Genomic DNA, 17,034 nt, shown 5'->3' on the forward strand with positions numbered 1-17,034 from the left:
ACGGTCGCGTTTGCGGGTCACGCCAACGACTCTTGTGGAGCCGGAGGGTGTCCGGGTTCGTGCCCGTCGCGGGGGTCTTCAACCTTAGGTCGATGGTAGCCCAATGTTAGCTGATGTCTCATGTTCCCCCTCGCCCCCTGGATTGTGTGGCGTACGACACGTTCCGGGCGCCCTGGGATGAATGTTCAACCTGGGCGCCCGGTTTCGGTGATCGTCAGTCTACAGGCGTTCGATGATCGTTCCGGTCGCGAGTGCGCCGCCTGCGCACATGAGCACCATGGCCGTGCCCTTGCCGGTCCGCTCCAGCTCGTGCAAAGCCGTGGTGATGAGCCGGGAACCGGTGGAGCCGACCGGATGCCCGATTGCGATCGCGCCGCCGTTGACATTTACCCGGTCCATGTCCGGCTGGTGTACAGAAGCCCACGAAAGTGCAACGGAGGCGAATGCTTCATTGATCTCGAAAAGGTCGATATCCGAAATCTTCATTCCGGAGCGCTCGAGCAGCCGGGTGCACGCCTGCACCGGGCCGTCGAGGTGGAACTCCGGCTCCGCGCCGACGAGCACCTGGGTGTGGATGCGCGCCCGCGGCCGCAAACCCTTGTTGCGCGCGACGGTTTCGTCCATCAGCAGTACGGCGGCGGAGCCGTCGGAGATCTGCGACGAGGTGCCCGCGGTGTGGATGCCGTCGGCGACGACCGGCTTGAGCGCGGCCAGCCCCTCGAGCGTGGTGGCGCGCAGACCCTGGTCCCTGGTCACCTCGAGCTTCTCGCCGGTGGCATTGCCCTCGCTGTCGAGCACGGGCGCCGAGATCGGGAGCACCTCGCGGTCGAAGCGGCCCTCGGCCCAGGCCTGTGCCGCCAATCGCTGTGAGCGCACACCGAATTCGTCGATATCGGTGCGGGTGATGCCGCGCCTGCGGGCGATTCGCTCGGCCGCGCCGAACTGGTCGGGCAGGTCGATCGACCACGACGCGGGCCTGCGTGTGCCCGCCTCGGTGCCGACGTTCGCGCCCAGCGGCACCCGGCTCATGGCCTCGACGCCACAGGCGACGCCGACGTCGATCGCGCCGGTGGCGATGAGGCCCGCGATGAGGTGGTTGGCCTGCTGGGCCGAGCCGCACTGGGCGTCGACGGTGGTGGCGCCGGTCTGCCAGGGCAGCCCCGCGTGCAGCCAGGCCACCCGGGTGACGTTGTTGGACTGCTCGCCCGCCTGGGTGACGCAGCCGCCGATCACCTGCTCGACCTCGGCCGGGTCGATGCCGGCCCGATCGAGCAGGCCGCGCTGGGTCAGGCCGAGCAACTCGGCCGCGTGCAGTCCCGAAAGCTGTCCGCGGCGCTTGCCGATCGGGGTACGCACGGCCTCGACGATCACGGGTGTGCCCATGTGATTCTCCCTCGTAACTGCAACAAGTTCTGTTTCTAGGCCCAGGGTAAAACCGCGTGGTTCTTCCGTCACGGCAACCCCTGTGCTTGAATGATTGTAGAACGTGTTTCAGTTTGTCGAAGGAGACATCTGGTGGTAGATCCGCGCACCGAACACGCCGGCCCCGGTCACACGACGGGTTCCCGGCCGAACCTGCCGGACGGGTTCGACGTCACCGACCCCGATATCTACGCCGAGCGTGTCCCGGTGGAGGAATTCGCCGAGCTGCGGCGGGCCGCCCCCATCTGGTGGAACGCGCAGTCGCCGGAGGTCGGCGGTTTCCACGACGACGGCTTCTGGGTGGTGAGCAAGCACGCCGACGTCAAGGAAGTGTCGCGACGCAGCGACGTGTTCTCCACGTACGAGAACACCGCCATCCCGCGCTTCAACGACGACATCCAGCGCGAGCAGATCGAGCTGCAGCGCTTCGTCATCCTCAACAAGGACGCGCCGGAGCACACCAAGCTCCGCAAGCTGATCGCCAAGGGCTTCACCCCGCGCGCGGTCAACGGCCTGCGCGCGGAGCTGTCGGACCGGGCCGAGAAGATCGTGAAGGCCGCCGCCGAGGCGGGCTCGGGCGACTTCGTCACCCAGGTCGCGTGTGAGCTGCCGCTGCAGGCGATCGCCGAGCTGATCGGCGTGCCGCAGGAGGACCGGATGAAGGTCTTCGAGTGGTCCAACGACATGACCGGCTACGACGACCCCGACAACGTCGACATCGATCCGGTCGCCGCGTCGATGGAACTGCTCGGCTACTCGTACCAGATGGCCGAGGCGCGCAAGGCCAACCCGACCGACGACCTGGTCACCACGCTGATCGAGGCCGACGTCGACGGCGAGGCGCTCACGCCGGAGGAGTTCGGCTTCTTCGTCATCCTGCTCGCGGTCGCGGGCAACGAGACCACGCGCAACGCCATCAGCCACGGCATGATCGCCTTCATGGAGAACCCCGACCAGTGGGAGCTCTTCAAGAAGGAGCGCCCGGCCACCGCGGTGGACGAGATCATCCGCTGGGCGACCCCGGTCACCTCCTTCCAGCGCACCGCGCTCGAGGACACCGAGCTCGGCGGCGTGCAGATCAAGAAGGGTCAGCGTCTGGTGATGCTGTACCGCTCGGCCAACTTCGACGAGGACGTCTTCGAGAACCCGGAGAAGTTCGACATCATGCGGGCCGACAATCAGCATCTGGCCTTCGGCGGCACCGGCGCGCACTTCTGTGTCGGCGCGAACCTGGCCCGGCTCGAGGTCGACCTGATCTTCAACGCGATCGCCGACCACCTGCCCGATATCACCAAGATCGGCGACCCCAAGCGCCTGCGCTCGGGCTGGCTCAACGGCATCAAGGAACTGCCGGTCGACTACAAGACCGCGGGCTGCCCGGTCGCGCACTGAGTTTTCGGAGCGCTGGCGCGCTCGAGGTCGCGGCCTCTTGGTCCCGCCGGTCAGGCACCGTTGCTTGCTCCTTCGTCGCCTACGCAACAGTGCCTGACCGGCGGGACGGCCGCGACGGCCGACTTCGTCGGCCTGCCCCTCCTCGGGGTCGGGGCGTGGTGGTCGGTTTGTCTTGATATGCAGAAAGCCCCGGTACCTCAACGGTGCCGGGGCTGTTCTGTGTGCTGTGTCAGGACACGGGACGGGTGGTGGCCATGGCGCGGTCCACCTCCCAGAACGCGCGCAGGGCGGCGATCTTGCCCTCGGCGTCGACCTTGTAGGTGAACACGCCCTCGGCGTCGATCACGTGGCCGGCCATGGTCGTGCGGATCATTCCGATGAAGGCGATCTCGTTGCCGCAGGCGAAGGAGTCCTCGAAGAGGAACTCGATCGACTCGGTCAGCGCGATCGCCTTGTCCCAGAACGCGCCGATCGCCTCGTGGCCCCGGTGGCCGACGCCCTCAGGGTCGAAACCCGAAGGGCCGACGGGATCTTCGACGATCCCGTCGGTGGCGAACAGGGCGACCCAGGCCGCCCGGTCCTTGGCGCGCACCGCGGCCTGGGAGGCCAGGCCCGCCGCGCGCGCCGAGCGGTCGACGGCTGTCTCGGTCATGACTCGTCCTTCCCGATGACGGGGTCGGCGATGTACTTCGCGGCGAACTTGCGCAGCGAGTCCTGCTTGGCGGCGAGTTCGCCGTCGAAGCCGATGCCGTCGGACAGCCACGGCACCACGATGGTGTCGGTGACGCCCGCGTCGGCCAGATCCTGGTAGCCGTCGCGGCCGAACTTGTCGATGCACACGGCCTGGATCTCGAACGGCACGTCGGACCGGTCGTACTCCGCGCGCAGTTCGCGCAGGGTGGCGATGGTGGTGACCAGATCGTCGAACTTCATCATCGCCGAGGTCCAGCCGTCACCGATCTTGGCGGCCCGGCGCAGCGCCGGACCGGTGTGCCCGCCGACGTAGAACGGCACCCGCTCGCTCGGCGCCGGGCTGATCTGCAGCTCGTCGAAGTCGAAGAACTCGCCGTGGTACTCGACCATGCCGCCGTCGAGGACCAGCCGGATGATCTCGATCATCTCGTCGACGCGGGCGCCGCGGCGGGCATACGGCACCCCGCACCACTCGAATTCCTCCGGTGCCCAACCGATCCCGATGCCGAAGCCGAAGCGGTTGCCCGACATGTTGGCGATCGAGCCGACCTGGCGGGCCAGCAGCAGCGGATTGCGCGAGCCGAGCTTGAGGACATTGGTGTAGAACCGCAGCGTGCTGGTCACCGCGGCCATCGACGCCGCGGCGATCAGCGGGTCGACCCACGGCGTCTCCGGACCCCAGAACCGGCTGCCGTCCGGCGTGTACGGATAGTCGGCGGCCTGTGACTTCATGTAGAACAGCGAGTCGGGCAGGCCGATCGAGGTGAATCCGCACTCTTCGGCCGTCTTGGCCAGCTCGGTGAGCTGGTCGAGCGGGCTCAGCGCGACACCGAGGGTGAACTTCATTCCGGTCGCTCGCTTCCCACGACCCACATCGAGAAGTACTGGGAGCCACCGCCGTACGCGTGTCCCATCGCCTTGCGGGCGTTCTCGACCTGGTAGGCGCCCGCCCGGCCCATGACCTGCTTGGCCGCCTCGGCGAAGCGGATCAGGCCGGAGGCGCCGATCGGGTTGGAGGAGAGCACGCCGCCGGACGGGTTGACCGGGATCCGGCCGCCGATCTCGGTCTCGCCCTTGTCGGTGAGCTTCCAGCCGTCGCCCTCGGCCGCGAAGCCCAGGTTCTCCAGCCACATCGGCTCGAACCAGGAGAACGGCACGTAGATCTCGGCGACGTCGATCTCCTCGAGCGGATCGGTGATCCCGGCGGCCTTCCACAGCGCGGCGGCCGCGTCCCGGCCCGCCTGCGGATTGACCTGGTCACGACCGGAGAAGGTGGTCGGCTCGGTGCGCATCGCGGTGCCGTGCACCCACGCGACCTTCTTGCCCTGGGCCTCGACCGCCGCCGCGGCCTCGGCATTGCCGATCACCAGGGCGCAGGCGCCGTCGGAGGACGGACAGGTCTCGTCGAAACGGATCGGGTCCCACAGCATCTGGGAGGCGAGGACCGACTCGAGGGTGATGTCGGGCTGGTGCAGGTGGGCGAGTGGGTTCTTCGCGCCGTTGCGCCGGTCCTTCACCGCCACCATCGCGCCGATGTGCATCGGGGCGTTGGAGCGCCGGATGTAGGAGCGCACGTGCGGGGCGAAATAGCCGCCCGCGCCCGCGCCGACCGGCATGGTGAACGGCACCGGAATCGACAACGCCCACATGGCGTTCGACTCCGACTGCTTCTCCCACGCGATCGCCAGGACCTTGCCGTGCACGCCGGCCTGCACCAGGTTGGCGGCCACGACACCGGTCGAGCCGCCCACCGAGCCGGCGGTGTGGACGCGCAGCAGCGGCTTGCCGATGGCGCCGAGGGCTTCGGCGAGATACAGCTCGGGCATCATGACGCCCTCGAAGAAGTCGGGCGCCTTGCCGACGACGACGGCGTCGATCTCGTCGATGGTCAGGCCCGAATCTTCGAGCGCGCGATCGATCGCTTCACGGCACATGCCCGCCATGGACACGTCCGCGCGCTTCGTCACGTGATGAGTTTGGCCGGTGCCGAGCACCGCCGCGGGGAAGCTCATCGTGCCTCCGATTCCAGAACGGCGACCAGGTTCTGCTGCAGCGCGGGGCCGCTGGTCGCATGAGCGAGGGTCCGGTCGGCGGTGCCGGAGATGATGGCCGTGGCGGCGTTGCCGATCCGCTCCAGGCCCGCCGCGAACATCGGGTTGCCCGCGAGCGCACCGCCGGACGGGTTGACCGGGGTCTCGGGGGACAGGCCGATCGCCTCGGCCAGGATCAGCTGCTGATGGCTGAACGGCGCGTGCAGTTCGGCCAGATCGAAGCTGGTCTCACCGCGGGTCGCGGCCGCGGCCGCCCTGGTGGTGGATGGCGAGCGGGTCAGATCGCGGCCACCGAGCGCCTGGGCGTCGATATTGTGCGCGATCCCGGTGATCCACGCGGGACGCTCGCACAGCTCCCTGGCCCGGTCGCCGACCGCGAGCACGATCGCGGCCGCGCCGTCGGTGATCGGGGCGATATCGTGCGCCCGCAGCGGATCGGCGACATACGGTTCGGCGAGCAGGGATTCGATGTCACCACCGGCGACGGCGGCCATCTCCCGCTCGGTCCAGCGGCCCGCGTCCAGTCCGGCGCGCGCCTGCAGGCCCGCGACCGAGACGGCGTCGGGCCACAGCGGACCGACCAGATACGGATCGAGCTGCCTGCTCAGCACCTGCCGCAGGGTGCCCGCCGACGACTTGCCGAAGCCGTAGACGAGCGCGGTCTGCGCCTGACCGGAGAGCAGCTTCACCCAGGCCTCGTAGAGCGCCCACGCGGCATCCATCTCCACATGCGACTCGTTGATCGGCGGCACCGCGCCGATCGCGTCGACGGCGGAGATGAACGAGAACGCCCGTCCCGCCAGGTAATCCGAGGACCCGGAGCACCAGAAGTCGATATCGGTCTTGGTGATGCCGAGGTCGGCGTAGAGCTGCTGGAAGCACGGCACGAGCATCTCGACGCCGTTGGTGGTGCCGAAGGTCTCCGGCACGTGCGGTGCGTGGGCGAACCCGACCACCGCGATTTCTGGTGTACTCAACGTCGCCTCTCAGAGGTGGTGCTGGTAGGACTCGTACGGGGCATCGGGCTCGCCGCTCGGCCGGAAGTGGTCGATATTGGCCAGCGCGTGGCCCCATTCCGCACGCGGTTTCCACACGGCTTCGACCCGCATGCCCATGCGTACCTCGGACGCCTCGCAGCCGAGGACCAGGTGCAGGAACGGGATGTCGGCGCCGTCGAGGAGCACGTAGGCGGCCACGTACGGCGGCTTGATCCGCTGGCCGAGGAACGGCACGTTCACGATGCAGAAGGTGGTCACGGTGCCCTTGTCGGGCAGCTCGACCAGGTCGTCGGTGGGCGTGCCGTCGGTCGGGTTGGCACCGCGCGGCGGGAAGTAGACCCGCCCGCCCGCCTCGGAGCGGCCGCCGATCAGCTTGCCCTCGGCGAGACCGCGCAGGTAGGCGCTCTCCTGCGGCGACGCCGTGTGCTTGTAGTGCATGTCGACCGGTGTGGTCAGCATGGTCACCGGCTCGGCGGTGTCCGCGGACGTCTCGGCCGGTGCCGCGGCACCTTCGCCCGGCTCGAAGCAGGCGATGTCGTGGATCGTGCCGGTCCGTTCCTCGGCCCAGCGCACCCGCACCCGCAGGCCCGTGCGCACCTGGCTCGGGTCGGTCACATCCAGCGCGTGCAACATCGCCGTGTCGGCGCCGTCCAGCTGGACGAGGGCCCACGCGAACGGGCGATCGAACGGCTGTCCGGGCAGCGGCTCGGCCACCCATGTCCACGACTGCACCGTGCCGGTCGGTTCGACCTGGACCAGCTCGGCCAGCGGGGCCGAGGTGATCGGGTCGTATTCCTGCGCCGGCACCAATACCCGGCCGTCACTGCCACGCACGCCGAGTATCCGGCGGTCGCGCAGTCCGGTCAGAAAGGCGCCGATGATGGGTCCGACGGACCTGGTGTAGTCGAACTGCACCCGAAGGGGTGCACTCAATACTTCCACTGCGGTATTCCCCTGGGTCACGATATCGAGTAGAACAGGTTCTTATTCTGCTGGCAAGGATTCGCCGGAAAGGGCGTCGGTCATGAAATTCGGACTGCAACTCGGTTACTGGGGTGCGCAGCCGCCCGCCAACGCCGGCGAGCTGGTGATCGCGGCCGAGGAAGCGGGCTTCGACGCGGTGTTCGCGGCCGAGTCGTGGGGCTCGGACGCCTTCACGCCGCTGGCCTGGTGGGGCTCCTCGACCGAGCGGGTGCGCCTCGGCACCTCGGTCGCGCAGCTCTCGGCCCGCACGCCCGCGGCGGCGGCGATGCACGCGCTCACCCTCGACCACCTCAGCGGCGGCCGGGCCATCCTCGGCCTCGGCGTCTCCGGCCCGCAGGTGGTGGAGGGCTGGTACGGGCAGCCGTTCGCGCAGCCGCTACGCCGCACCCGTGAGTACGTCGACATCGTGCGCAAGGTGCTGGCCCGCGAGGCCCCGGTGACCTCCGATGGCAAGCACTACGGCCTGCCCTACACCGGACCCGGCGCTACCGGGTTGGGCAAACCGCTCAAGCCGATCGTGCACCCACTGCGCGCCGACCTGCCGATCTGGCTGGGTGCGGAGGGGCCGAAGAATGTCGCCCAGACCGCCGAGATCGCCGACGGCTGGCTGGCCATCTACTACGCCCCGCGCCTGGCCGGCATGTACAACGAGTGGCTCGACGAGGGCTTCGCGCGGCCGGGCGCGCGGCGCGGCCGGGCCGATTTCGAGATCGCGGCGAGCGCACAGGTGGTGCTCACCGACGACCCGGCCGCCGAGATCGAGCGGATGCGGTGGGTCACCTCGCTCTACATCGGCGGTATGGGCGCGCCGGAGCTGAACTTCCACGCGCAGGTCTACAAGCGGATGGGCTACAGCGCCGAGGTCGACGAGATCTCCGCGCTGTTCCAGTCCGGCCGCAAGGCCGAGGCCGCCGCCGCGGTGCCCGACGAGCTGATCACCGACACCGCGATCTTCGGCGACGAGGCGCACGTGCGCACCCGGTTGAAGGAATGGGAGGACGCCGGCGTGACGATGATGCTGATCTCGGTTTCCGATGCCGAACAACTTCGTCGACTCCAAGCCCTTGTAACCGAGTAGAACAGGTTCTAAATTCGATGGGGTGAGCAGCCAGCAGACAACGGAAGTCCTCGGACTGTGGAATATCGCCGCGGCCGATCCCGAGCGGATCGCCGTCGTCGACCCGGACGGCAGGGAGATCACCTATCGAGAATTGGCCACCCTCGCCAACCGCTACGCCAACGGACTACGCGGCATCGGATTGCGCACCGGCGACGTGGTCGTCAGCATGCTGCACAACGGTGTGGAGGCGATCGCCGCGTACTTCGCCGCCTACCAGGCGGGCCTGTACATCGTCGCGGTGAACTGGCACCTCACCGCGCCGGAGATCGCCTACATCCTCGGCGACAGCGAGGCCTCGGCCTTCCTGGCCAGTGAGCGGTTCGCCGCCACCGCCGCCGAGGCCGCCGACCTCGCCGAACTGTCCGCCGACGCCCGCTTCTCCGCGGGCACCATCGAGGGTTTCCGCCCGGTGTCGTGGCTCGGTGCCGCCGACACCGGTCGTCCCGACGAGCGTTCGGTCGGCGCGCCGATGCTCTACACCTCGGGCACCACCGGGCGCCCCAAGGGCGTTCGCCGCCCGCTGACCGGCGCCGATCCCGACCAGGTCCCCGCGCCGAACAAGGCCTTCTTCGCCCTGTTCGAACTCGCGCCCTACGACGAGCACGTGCACATCTGCGGCTCGCCGCTCTATCACACGGCCGTGCTGAACTTCTCGACGATCTCCATCCAGATGGGCCACAAGCTGGTGCTGATGGACAAGTGGGACCCCGAGGACATGCTCGCCCTGATCGAGCGGCACAAGGTGACCCACAGCCACATGGTGCCCACCCAGTTCCACCGCCTGCTCGCCCTGCCCGAGGACGTGCGCGCCCGCTACGACGTGTCCTCGCTGCGCAGCATGGTGCACGGTGCCGCGCCGTGCCCGCAGGCCACCAAGCGGCAGATGCTCGAGTGGTGGGGTCCGGTCGTCACCGAGTACTACGCCGCCACCGAGGGCGGCGGCACGGTGATCAACGGGACCGAGTGGCTGTCCAAGCCCGGTTCGGTCGGCAAGGCCTGGCCGTGGTCGGTCATCAAGATCCTCGACGAGACCGACGGCTCCGAACTGCCCGCGGGCAAAGAGGGCATGGTCTACATGAAGATGGGCGTCTCCAGCTTCGAGTACCACCACGCCAAGGAGAAGACCGAGGAGTCGCGCGTCGGTGACCTGTTCACCGTCGGCGACATCGGCTACCTCGACGAGGACGGCTACCTGTTCCTCTGCGACCGCCGCTCCGACCTGATCCTGTCCGGCGGCGTGAACATCTACCCGGCCGAGATCGAGGGTGTGCTGATGAGCCACCCGAAGGTGGCTGACGTGGCGGTTCTCGGTGTGCCCGACCCGGATTGGGGCCAGCAGGTCAAGGCGTTCGTGCAGCCGGTCGACGGCACCGCGGGCGACGAGGCGCTCACCGCCGAGATCCTCGAGTTCGCGGCCGGTCAGCTCGCCAAGTACAAGCTGCCCCGCACGGTGGAATACCGCGCGGAGCTGCCCCGTGATCCCAACGGCAAGCTGTACAAGCGCCGCCTGCTGTGAATGATGTTCCCGCTCAGACGGCTTCGCGCCACTCCGGCGCGAGCCCGAAGAGCGGGAACAACTTCTCGGTGTCGAGGAAGAAGTTCAGGCCCGAGATGATGTCGCCCTCGAGCTCGAGCACCGTGATCGACCACGGCACCCACACGCCGGGCTCCTCGCTCGGCTTGTAGTGGCCGAAGGCGGGCAGCCCGTTGGCGCCTTCCAGGGGAACCATCCGCGAATTGCGGCACGCGCTGCCGGTGCTGAGCATGAACGCGGCCACATTCTCCGGCCCGGAGATCCAGAGATCGAACGGCGGCATCGACAGCGCCACATCGGCTTTCAGCAGGGTGGTGAGCGCGTCCATGTCGTAGGCCTCGAAGGCCTTCACGAAATCGTCGACCAGCTTGCGCTGCTCGGGATCGCTCTCGTCGAACCCGTCGGTGACGGTCGGCTGCACCTTCGACATGGTGGCGCGGGCCCGTTGCAGCGCGCTGTTCACCGACGCGGGCGACATCATCAGCGCCTCGGCGGTCTCGCCCGCGGAGAAGCGCAGCACCTCGCGCATGATCAGGATGGCGCGCTGGGTGGCGGGCAGATGCTGGCAGGCGGCCACGAAGGCCAGGCGCAGCGTGTCCTTGGCCGAGGCGTGCTCGGCCGGATCGGCGCCGAAGGCCAGGGCGTTGGGGATCGGCTCGATCCACACGTAGTCGGGCTGCGGGGCGGGCAGCGGGGAGTCGGGGCGACCCGGACCGTTGAGGTCCATCGGTCTGGCTCGGCTCTGCGGCCGGTCGAGCATGTCCAGACAGATATTGGTGGCGATTTTGTACAGCCACGAGCGCAGACTCGCGCGGCCCTCGAACGAATCGTAGGAGCGCCAGGCGCGGGTGAAGGTCTCCTGTACCGCGTCCTCGGCCTCGAACGAGGAGCCGAGCATGCGGTAGGCGTACGCGCACAATTCGCGCCGGTGAGTTTCGAATTCGGCCAGTACGGCGGGGTCCGGGCCGGTGGTAGCGGTTGTGGCGTCGCTCATAGTTTCCCACGATGCCACAGGGGTCCGACAGCCGACAGAGGAGAAAACGGACCAGCGAGATTCCGGGAAGTTCACCGCTCGGCGATGAATCGGCGGGCATCGCGGCGTCTACAGGAACGAGACCGCAACGACGCCCCCGAAAGGCTGACACCCATGAGCAGCAAGATGATCTTCATCAACCTCCCCGTCGCCGACCTCGACCGCTCGAAGAGCTTCTACGAGGCGCTGGGCTGGAAGGTCAACGAGGACTTCACCGATCAGAACGCGTCGTGCATCGTCATCGACGACAACATCTGTCTGATGCTGCTGACCAAGCCGTTCTTCTCGACCTTCAGCACCCGCCCGATCGCCGACACGATCACTACCGCCGCCGCGGGCTACGCGCTCTCGCTGGCCAGCGCCGAGGAGGTCGACGCGCTGACCGACGCGGCCGTCGCCGCCGGCGCGACCGAGCAGGTCAACGAGGACAAGCGCGCCCAGGAGGCCCAGGTGGGCATGCACGGCCGCACGTTCCTCGACCCCGACGGTCACCAGTGGGAGCCGTTCTACATGAACTACCCGGGGTAGTTGGAGCGCCGGCGCGCTCGAGTTCGCGGCCCCTTGTGTCCCGTCGGTCGGGCATCGTTGCTCGCTCCTACGTCGCCTACGCAACGGCACCTGACCGGCGGGACGGCCGCGAACCGCCACTGCGCGGCGGCCTCTCCTCGAGGTCGGGGCGCAGCGGCAGTGCGACCGGCGACCGTCCTACTGCCCGGTGAAGTTCGGCTTGCGCTTCTCCGCGAAGGCGCGCGGCCCTTCCTTGGCATCGGCGGATCTGAACACCTCGATGCCGATCTTCGCCTCGATGGGGAACGCCTCGTTCTCCGGCATCGCCTCGGTTTCGCGCAGCGTGCGCAGCATCGCCTGGACGGCGAGCGGGCCGTTGTCGGCGATCTGGCCGGCCAGCGCCAAAGCCTTGTCGAGGGCGGTGCCATCGGGGACCACGTGGCCGATCAGGCCGATCTCCTTGGCCTCGGCGGCAGTGATGTGGCGACCGGTCAGCAGCAGATCAGCGGCCACCGTGTACGGGATCTGCCGGGCCAGCCGCACCGCGGAACCGCCGAGCGGGAACAGGCCCCAGCGGGCCTCGGAGACGCCGAACTTGGCGCTTTCCCCGGCCACGCGCAGATCGGTGCCCTGCAGGATCTCGGTGCCACCGGCGATGGCCGGGCCCTCGACCGCCGCGATCAGCGGCTTGGACAGTCGCCGCCCCTTCAGCAGCGCGGGGAGGTAGGCGGGGTCCCAGCTGCCCTCGGAGGCGGTGTCCCCAGGATGCTGTGAGCTCATCGCCTTCAGGTCCATCCCGGCGCAGAAGGCCCCGCCCGCGCCGGTGAGGATCGCGACGCGGATATCAGGATCGCTGTCCACCTGGTCCCAGGCGTCGCGCATGATCGCCATCATCTCGCCCGAGAGGGCGTTGCGCGCCTCCGGTCGATTCATGGTGACGATGAGGACGTGGCCTCGCTTCTCGACCAGACAGTGGGCCATTCGATATCTCCTGACGTTCGAGCTGTGTCACGGCGCGCTGACGCGCCACCCCCTTGTCAGAAACAGTAACACGTTCTATTTTTGTTCCTGTGAGCTACAACATAGCCGATCTCGTCGAACACGCCGTCGACCTGATGCCCGACCGGATCGTGCTGGTCGGCGAACATCGCGAGTCGACCTACGCCGAACTGGAGGAGCGGGCCAACAAACTGGCCCACTACCTGCTGGAACAGGGTGTGAAACCCGGCGACAAAGTCGGAATCTACTCCCGCAACACTGTCGAAGCCGTCGAAGCGATGGTCGCGATCTTCAAGGCGCGGGCGGTGATGATCAACGTCAACTACCGCTACGTCGAGAACGAGTTGCTGCACATCTTCGACAACTCCGACATGGTCGCGCTGATCCACGAGCGCCGCTACACCGACAAGGTGCAAGCGGTCCTGCCCAAGGTGCCCGACCTGAAGACGGTGCTCGTCGTCGAGGACGGCACCGACGGGCCGACCGCGCCCGGCACCGTGGAGTACGAGGCGGCGCTGGCCGCCTCCTCCGGTGAGCGCGACTTCGGCGAGCGCTCGCCCGACGACATCTACATGCTCTACACCGGCGGCACCACCGGCCTGCCCAAGGGCGTGATGTGGCGCCACGAGGACGTGTGGCGGGTGCTCGGCGCCGGCATCAACTTCATCACCGGCGAGTACACCAAGGACGAGTGGGAGCTGGCCAAGATCGGCGCGGCCAACCCGCAGATGGTGCGCTACCCGATTCCGCCGATGATCCACGGCGGCGCGCAGTGGGCCACCTTCCACAGCCTGTTCGGTGGCGGCAAGGCCGTGATGATCCCCGAGTTCAGCGGGCACGGGGTCTGGCAGGCCGTCGACAAGCACAAGATCAACCTGATCTTCATCACCGGCGACGCGATGGCGCGGCCGATGCTCGACGCGCTCGAGGAAGGCAACCCGGAAACCGGTGAGCCCTACGACCTCTCGTCGCTGTACGTGCTCGCCAGCAGTGCCGCGCTGTTCTCGCCGCCGCTGAAGGACAAGTTCCTCGAGCTCCTGCCCAACCGGCTGCTCACCGACTCCATCGGTTCCTCGGAGACCGGTTTCGGTGGTCTGGCCACGATCGCCAAGGGCCAGACCCACACCGGCGGCCCGCGGGTGAAGATCGACGCGGCGACCCAGGTGCTCGACGAGGAAGGCAATCCGGTCGAGCCGGGTTCCGGCGTCGTCGGCCTGCTGGCGCGCAGCGGCCACATCCCGCTCGGCTACTACAAGGACGAGGTCAAGTCGGCCGCGACGTTCAAGGAGTTCAACGGCGTTCGCTACGCGATCCCCGGCGACTTCGCGCGCGTCGAGGAGGACGGCACCGTCACCATGCTCGGCCGTGGTTCGGTCAGCATCAACAGTGGTGGCGAGAAGATCTACCCCGAAGAGGTCGAGGGCGCGCTCAAGGCGCATCCGGACATCTTCGACGCGCTCGTCGTCGGTGTCGAGGACGCGCGCTGGGGACAGCGGGTGGTCGCGGTCGTGCAGTGTCGCGGTGACAAGCGCCCGACCCTGGCCGATCTGAAGCCGGTGCTGACCCAGGAAATCGCGTCGTACAAGCAGCCGCGCAGCCTGTGGTTCGTCGACGAGATCAAGCGCTCGCCCGCGGGCAAGCCGGACTACCGGTGGGCCAAGGCGCAGACCGACGAGCGACCTGCCGACGAGCACGCCGACGCCGGCTCGGCGTAGGTATCGACAGGGAGCGGGGCCCTTCCGGCGATGTCGCCGGAAGGGCCCCGCTCGTGTGTCAGCGGTTGGCGAGTTCGGCGAGCTGGTAGGCCAGCTTGCCGCGAACCGCGGGGATGCCGGTGAGCAGGCGCAGCGCGGTATTGCGCGCGGTGCGAGCCGGCGCCGATTGCAGGGTGGCCATGCGGGTCATCCGGTCGGTGAAGGCGACGACGTCCAGCGCGATCGGCCTGCGCACGGTCTCGTACTCGTCCAGCAGCGAATCCGGTTCGCCTGATACCACTTTCGCCAGCAACTGGGCGAGCAGCGCGGCGTCCTGGATTCCGGTGTTCATGCCCTGGCCGCCCGCCGGGCTGTGTACGTGGGCGGCGTCGCCCGCGAGCAGGACCCGGCCCGCGCGGTAGTGGTCGGCGACGCGGTGGTGCACGCGGAACCGCGAGCTCCACAGCACTTCGTCGACCCGTACCTCGCCCGCCGGACCCCGGGCGTCGAGGAGAGTCTGGATGTCGTCGAGGGTCGGGTGCTCGGGAGCCTCGTCGACGGTGGCGACGACGCGGTAGCGCTGCTGCGCCGCGTCGGGCAGCGGCGCGACCACGGTGACGCCCTCCGGTGAAAGATGCAGCGAAACTTCGGTTCGCGGGGTCGGCCAGCTCATCCGGACATCGGCGAGGACGAACGACGCCGGGTAGGTGTCGCCGGTGAAGCCGATGCCCGCCTGCTCGCGGACGACGCTGTGCATGCCGTCGGCGCCGATCAGGTAGTCGGCGGTGATGGTGCCCACCGCGCCGTCGGCGGTGGTGTACTCGACTGTCACACAGCCGTTCTCGTCGGTGACCCGCTCGACGGTGAGCGGGCGGTGGACGGTGCCGCCCAGCTGGTGCAGCCGGTCGAGCAGGACCTGCTCGGTGACGTCCTGGGGGATCATCAGGGTGTAGGGGTAGCCGGTCGGCAGGTCGTCGAAGGCGATGGTGGCCAACGTCTTCGGGCCGTCGTGCACCTTGAAGGTGGGGACCTTGATGCCGCGCGCGACGAGTTCTTTCGCGATGCCGAGTTCGTCGAGCACCTCCAGGGTCCTGGCGTGCACGACCGCGGCGCGCGAGGTGTTGGCGCCTTCGCCGAGCCGATCGACGAGGACGTGGTCGACGCCCGCTTCCGCGAGCACGATCGCGGCGGTGAGACCGGCGGGGCCCGCGCCGACGATGACAACGGACGTGGCTTCGGGCAGGGAGGTGGCGGTCATGACGACTCCTGGTCAACGCTTGTTTGCCAACGCTTGTAGGCATAACGGTAGGCCGAGGTGCTCGCGATGTCAACAGTTGTTGGCCTACACTTGTTGGCGTGAAGTCCGCCGAGCAGAATTCCCCGGTCCGCCGCTCCGACGCCACCAAGGCCGTCATCCTCGACGCCGCCCGCGCGCGGTTCGCCGTCGACGGTTATGCGAAGGCGACCATCCGTGCCATCGCCGCCGACGCCGAGATAGACCCGTCCATGGTCATGCGCTATTTCGGGAACAAGGACGGGCTCTTCGCCGCGGCCGTGCAGATCGACCTGGACCTGCCCGACCTGGCCGCGGCACCTCCCGATGCCATCGGTGAGGTGCTGGTCCGGCGGTTCCTGGCGATCTGGGAGGGCCACGACAGCGCGGTCATGCTGATCTTGCTGCGCTCGGCGATCACCGACGACAAGGTGGCCGACCGCGTCCGCGCGATCTTCGCTGAACAGGTCCTGCCCGCGGTCCTGTGCTTCGGCGACCCCGCCGACGCCCCCCGCCGCGGCGGCCTGGTCGTCACCCAGCTCCTCGGCCTCGCCCTGTGCCGCTACATCCTGCGCCTACCCCCGGTCGTCGAGATGCACCCCGATGCGATCGTCGCCGACGTCGCCCCGGTCATCCAGCGCTATCTCACCTCGTCGCCGATCGACTGATCGGGGAACTACTGCTTCAGGACGGCTATCAGGCGGGCGGCGATGGTCGAGACGTCGTCGATCTTGCCGCTGGCGACATCGATCATGAGGTCGTAGGCAAGGTCTTCGTCGAGCGCTGTCGTATCGATCCCGTTGCGGGCCAGGAAGATGATCGCCGCGGCGATGGCGAGCCGCTTGTTCCCGTCGACGAGCGGGCGGTTGGCCGCGATCGAATGGAGCAGCGCCGCAGACTTCTCCCAGAGCGTCGGATAGGCGTCGGCGCCGAAAACTGTGGCCTGCGGACGGGCCGCGGCTGAAGCGAGCAGGCCCGCATCGCGGACAGTGTGCTGTCCCGTCACATCGTCGGCGATGGCGCGGAGATCGGCGTCGGCGAGGTAGTAGATCTCCGCCGCGGTCATTCGGCGAGCCTGTCGAGCAGGCTCCTATGACGCTCGGCGAATTGTTTCGATAGTGCCCGGACCTGGCTGTCGGCCGCTTCGGCCATGGACTCGGGTACCACGGCGGCAACGCGTCGGCCGTGCCGAGTCAGATGCACGACCTTGCCGGACTCTGCGGCCGCGATGACCTCTGCCAGGCGATCCCGCGCTTCACTGACGGGGATCTCCCTTGACCCGAACCTCGCTCGTCGGAACGACAGCGGGCCGGGCTGATCGAACAGCCCGGCCC

General features: G+C 68.3%; 17 protein-coding genes. 6 read left to right on the plus strand and 11 right to left on the minus strand.

What is annotated here, in order from left to right:
* Nucleotides 1-219 precede the first annotated feature (219 nt).
* Nucleotides 220-1,383 (minus strand): steroid 3-ketoacyl-CoA thiolase, encoded by a 1,164-nt coding sequence (locus Q7X29_RS05035; RefSeq protein WP_218718694.1) that lies wholly within the window; start codon nucleotides 1,381-1,383, stop codon nucleotides 220-222.
* 132 nt (nucleotides 1,384-1,515) lie between these two features.
* Here Q7X29_RS05035 and Q7X29_RS05040 point away from each other — a divergent pair, with 132 nt between their 5' ends.
* A complete protein-coding gene (locus Q7X29_RS05040; protein ID WP_218718695.1) occupies nucleotides 1,516-2,814 on the plus strand; it encodes a cytochrome P450 in 1,299 nt (432 codons plus the stop codon).
* Nucleotides 2,815-3,043: 229 nt separating this feature from the next.
* Here Q7X29_RS05040 and Q7X29_RS05045 read toward each other — a convergent pair whose 3' ends face one another.
* From Q7X29_RS05045 to Q7X29_RS05065, 5 genes are read right to left on the minus strand one after another with little or no spacing between them, the layout of a single operon-like run.
* A complete protein-coding gene (locus tag Q7X29_RS05045; protein ID WP_316573409.1) occupies nucleotides 3,044-3,466 on the minus strand; it encodes a nuclear transport factor 2 family protein in 423 nt (140 codons plus the stop codon).
* Nucleotides 3,463-4,353: a TIGR03619 family F420-dependent LLM class oxidoreductase gene (locus tag Q7X29_RS05050; RefSeq protein WP_218718697.1), complete on the minus strand. Its 891-nt coding sequence runs from the start codon at nucleotides 4,351-4,353 to the stop codon at nucleotides 3,463-3,465. The genes Q7X29_RS05045 and Q7X29_RS05050 overlap by 4 nt, the downstream gene beginning before the upstream one ends.
* Nucleotides 4,350-5,519, minus strand: coding sequence for a thiolase domain-containing protein (locus Q7X29_RS05055; RefSeq protein ID WP_218718698.1), 1,170 nt, complete (start codon nucleotides 5,517-5,519; stop codon nucleotides 4,350-4,352). The genes Q7X29_RS05050 and Q7X29_RS05055 overlap by 4 nt, the downstream gene beginning before the upstream one ends.
* Complete coding sequence (locus Q7X29_RS05060; RefSeq protein ID WP_218718699.1) at nucleotides 5,516-6,535, minus strand: thiolase domain-containing protein; 1,020 nt, start codon at nucleotides 6,533-6,535, stop codon at nucleotides 5,516-5,518. Before Q7X29_RS05060 ends, Q7X29_RS05055 begins: the two co-directional genes overlap by 4 nt.
* A gap of 9 nt (nucleotides 6,536-6,544) precedes the next feature.
* Nucleotides 6,545-7,519 carry a Zn-ribbon domain-containing OB-fold protein gene (locus tag Q7X29_RS05065; protein ID WP_218718700.1) on the minus strand — a complete coding sequence of 325 codons (975 nt, stop codon included), beginning with the start codon at nucleotides 7,517-7,519 and terminating at the stop codon, nucleotides 6,545-6,547.
* 61 nt (nucleotides 7,520-7,580) lie between these two features.
* Between Q7X29_RS05065 and Q7X29_RS05070 the strand changes: the two genes are divergently transcribed.
* Entirely contained in the window at nucleotides 7,581-8,618 is a 1,038-nt protein-coding gene (locus Q7X29_RS05070) for an LLM class F420-dependent oxidoreductase (protein WP_316573410.1), read from the plus strand.
* A gap of 22 nt (nucleotides 8,619-8,640) precedes the next feature.
* Nucleotides 8,641-10,176 carry an acyl-CoA synthetase gene (locus Q7X29_RS05075; RefSeq protein WP_218718702.1) on the plus strand — a complete coding sequence of 512 codons (1,536 nt, stop codon included), beginning with the start codon at nucleotides 8,641-8,643 and terminating at the stop codon, nucleotides 10,174-10,176.
* Between the two features lie 13 nt (nucleotides 10,177-10,189).
* Here Q7X29_RS05075 and Q7X29_RS05080 read toward each other — a convergent pair whose 3' ends face one another.
* On the minus strand, nucleotides 10,190-11,188 hold the full coding sequence (locus Q7X29_RS05080; protein ID WP_218718703.1) for a sigma-70 family RNA polymerase sigma factor: 999 nt from the start codon (nucleotides 11,186-11,188) through the stop codon (nucleotides 10,190-10,192).
* 153 nt (nucleotides 11,189-11,341) lie between these two features.
* Between Q7X29_RS05080 and Q7X29_RS05085 the strand changes: the two genes are divergently transcribed.
* Nucleotides 11,342-11,755, plus strand: a complete 414-nt coding sequence (locus Q7X29_RS05085; protein WP_218718704.1) for a VOC family protein — start codon at nucleotides 11,342-11,344, stop codon at nucleotides 11,753-11,755.
* Nucleotides 11,756-11,932: 177 nt separating this feature from the next.
* Here Q7X29_RS05085 and Q7X29_RS05090 read toward each other — a convergent pair whose 3' ends face one another.
* Entirely contained in the window at nucleotides 11,933-12,715 is a 783-nt protein-coding gene (locus tag Q7X29_RS05090) for a crotonase/enoyl-CoA hydratase family protein (protein ID WP_218718705.1), read from the minus strand.
* Nucleotides 12,716-12,804: 89 nt separating this feature from the next.
* Here Q7X29_RS05090 and Q7X29_RS05095 point away from each other — a divergent pair, with 89 nt between their 5' ends.
* On the plus strand, nucleotides 12,805-14,448 hold the full coding sequence (locus Q7X29_RS05095; RefSeq protein WP_218718706.1) for an acyl-CoA synthetase: 1,644 nt from the start codon (nucleotides 12,805-12,807) through the stop codon (nucleotides 14,446-14,448).
* Nucleotides 14,449-14,506: 58 nt separating this feature from the next.
* On the opposite strand, the gene Q7X29_RS05100 is transcribed toward Q7X29_RS05095, so the two are convergent.
* Nucleotides 14,507-15,685: an FAD-dependent monooxygenase gene (locus tag Q7X29_RS05100; protein WP_316573411.1), complete on the minus strand. Its 1,179-nt coding sequence runs from the start codon at nucleotides 15,683-15,685 to the stop codon at nucleotides 14,507-14,509.
* A 98-nt stretch (nucleotides 15,686-15,783) separates the two neighbouring features.
* On the opposite strand from Q7X29_RS05100, the gene Q7X29_RS05105 reads away from it, so the two are divergent.
* Complete coding sequence (locus tag Q7X29_RS05105) at nucleotides 15,784-16,368, plus strand: TetR/AcrR family transcriptional regulator (RefSeq protein WP_316573412.1); 585 nt, start codon at nucleotides 15,784-15,786, stop codon at nucleotides 16,366-16,368.
* An 8-nt stretch (nucleotides 16,369-16,376) separates the two neighbouring features.
* Here Q7X29_RS05105 and Q7X29_RS05110 read toward each other — a convergent pair whose 3' ends face one another.
* Nucleotides 16,377-16,766, minus strand: a complete 390-nt coding sequence (locus tag Q7X29_RS05110; protein ID WP_316573413.1) for a type II toxin-antitoxin system death-on-curing family toxin — start codon at nucleotides 16,764-16,766, stop codon at nucleotides 16,377-16,379.
* Entirely contained in the window at nucleotides 16,763-17,026 is a 264-nt protein-coding gene (locus Q7X29_RS33030) for a type II toxin-antitoxin system Phd/YefM family antitoxin (RefSeq protein ID WP_218718770.1), read from the minus strand. The genes Q7X29_RS05110 and Q7X29_RS33030 overlap by 4 nt, the downstream gene beginning before the upstream one ends.
* Nucleotides 17,027-17,034: the final 8 nt, after the last annotated feature.

Source organism: Nocardia canadensis, from assembly GCF_032656385.1.
In the GTDB taxonomy this organism is placed as follows: Bacteria; Actinomycetota; Actinomycetes; order Mycobacteriales; family Mycobacteriaceae; genus Nocardia; species Nocardia canadensis.

Bases quoted from the DNA above. Each gene is read 5' to 3' on its own strand.
- Q7X29_RS05035 (WP_218718694.1), bottom strand. From the start codon at position 1,383: ATGGGCACACCCGTGATCGTCGAGGCCGTGCGTACCCCGATCGGCAAG.
- Q7X29_RS05045 (WP_316573409.1), bottom strand. From the start codon at position 3,466: ATGACCGAGACAGCCGTCGACCGCTCGGCGCGCGCGGCGGGCCTGGCC.
- Q7X29_RS05050 (WP_218718697.1), bottom strand. From the start codon at position 4,353: ATGAAGTTCACCCTCGGTGTCGCGCTGAGCCCGCTCGACCAGCTCACC.
- Q7X29_RS05055 (WP_218718698.1), bottom strand. From the start codon at position 5,519: ATGAGCTTCCCCGCGGCGGTGCTCGGCACCGGCCAAACTCATCACGTG.
- Q7X29_RS05070 (WP_316573410.1), top strand. From the start codon at position 7,581: ATGAAATTCGGACTGCAACTCGGTTACTGGGGTGCGCAGCCGCCCGCC.
- Q7X29_RS05080 (WP_218718703.1), bottom strand. From the start codon at position 11,188: ATGAGCGACGCCACAACCGCTACCACCGGCCCGGACCCCGCCGTACTG.
- Q7X29_RS05085 (WP_218718704.1), top strand. From the start codon at position 11,342: ATGAGCAGCAAGATGATCTTCATCAACCTCCCCGTCGCCGACCTCGAC.
- Q7X29_RS05090 (WP_218718705.1), bottom strand. From the start codon at position 12,715: ATGGCCCACTGTCTGGTCGAGAAGCGAGGCCACGTCCTCATCGTCACC.
- Q7X29_RS05100 (WP_316573411.1), bottom strand. From the start codon at position 15,685: ATGACCGCCACCTCCCTGCCCGAAGCCACGTCCGTTGTCATCGTCGGC.
- Q7X29_RS05110 (WP_316573413.1), bottom strand. From the start codon at position 16,766: ATGACCGCGGCGGAGATCTACTACCTCGCCGACGCCGATCTCCGCGCC.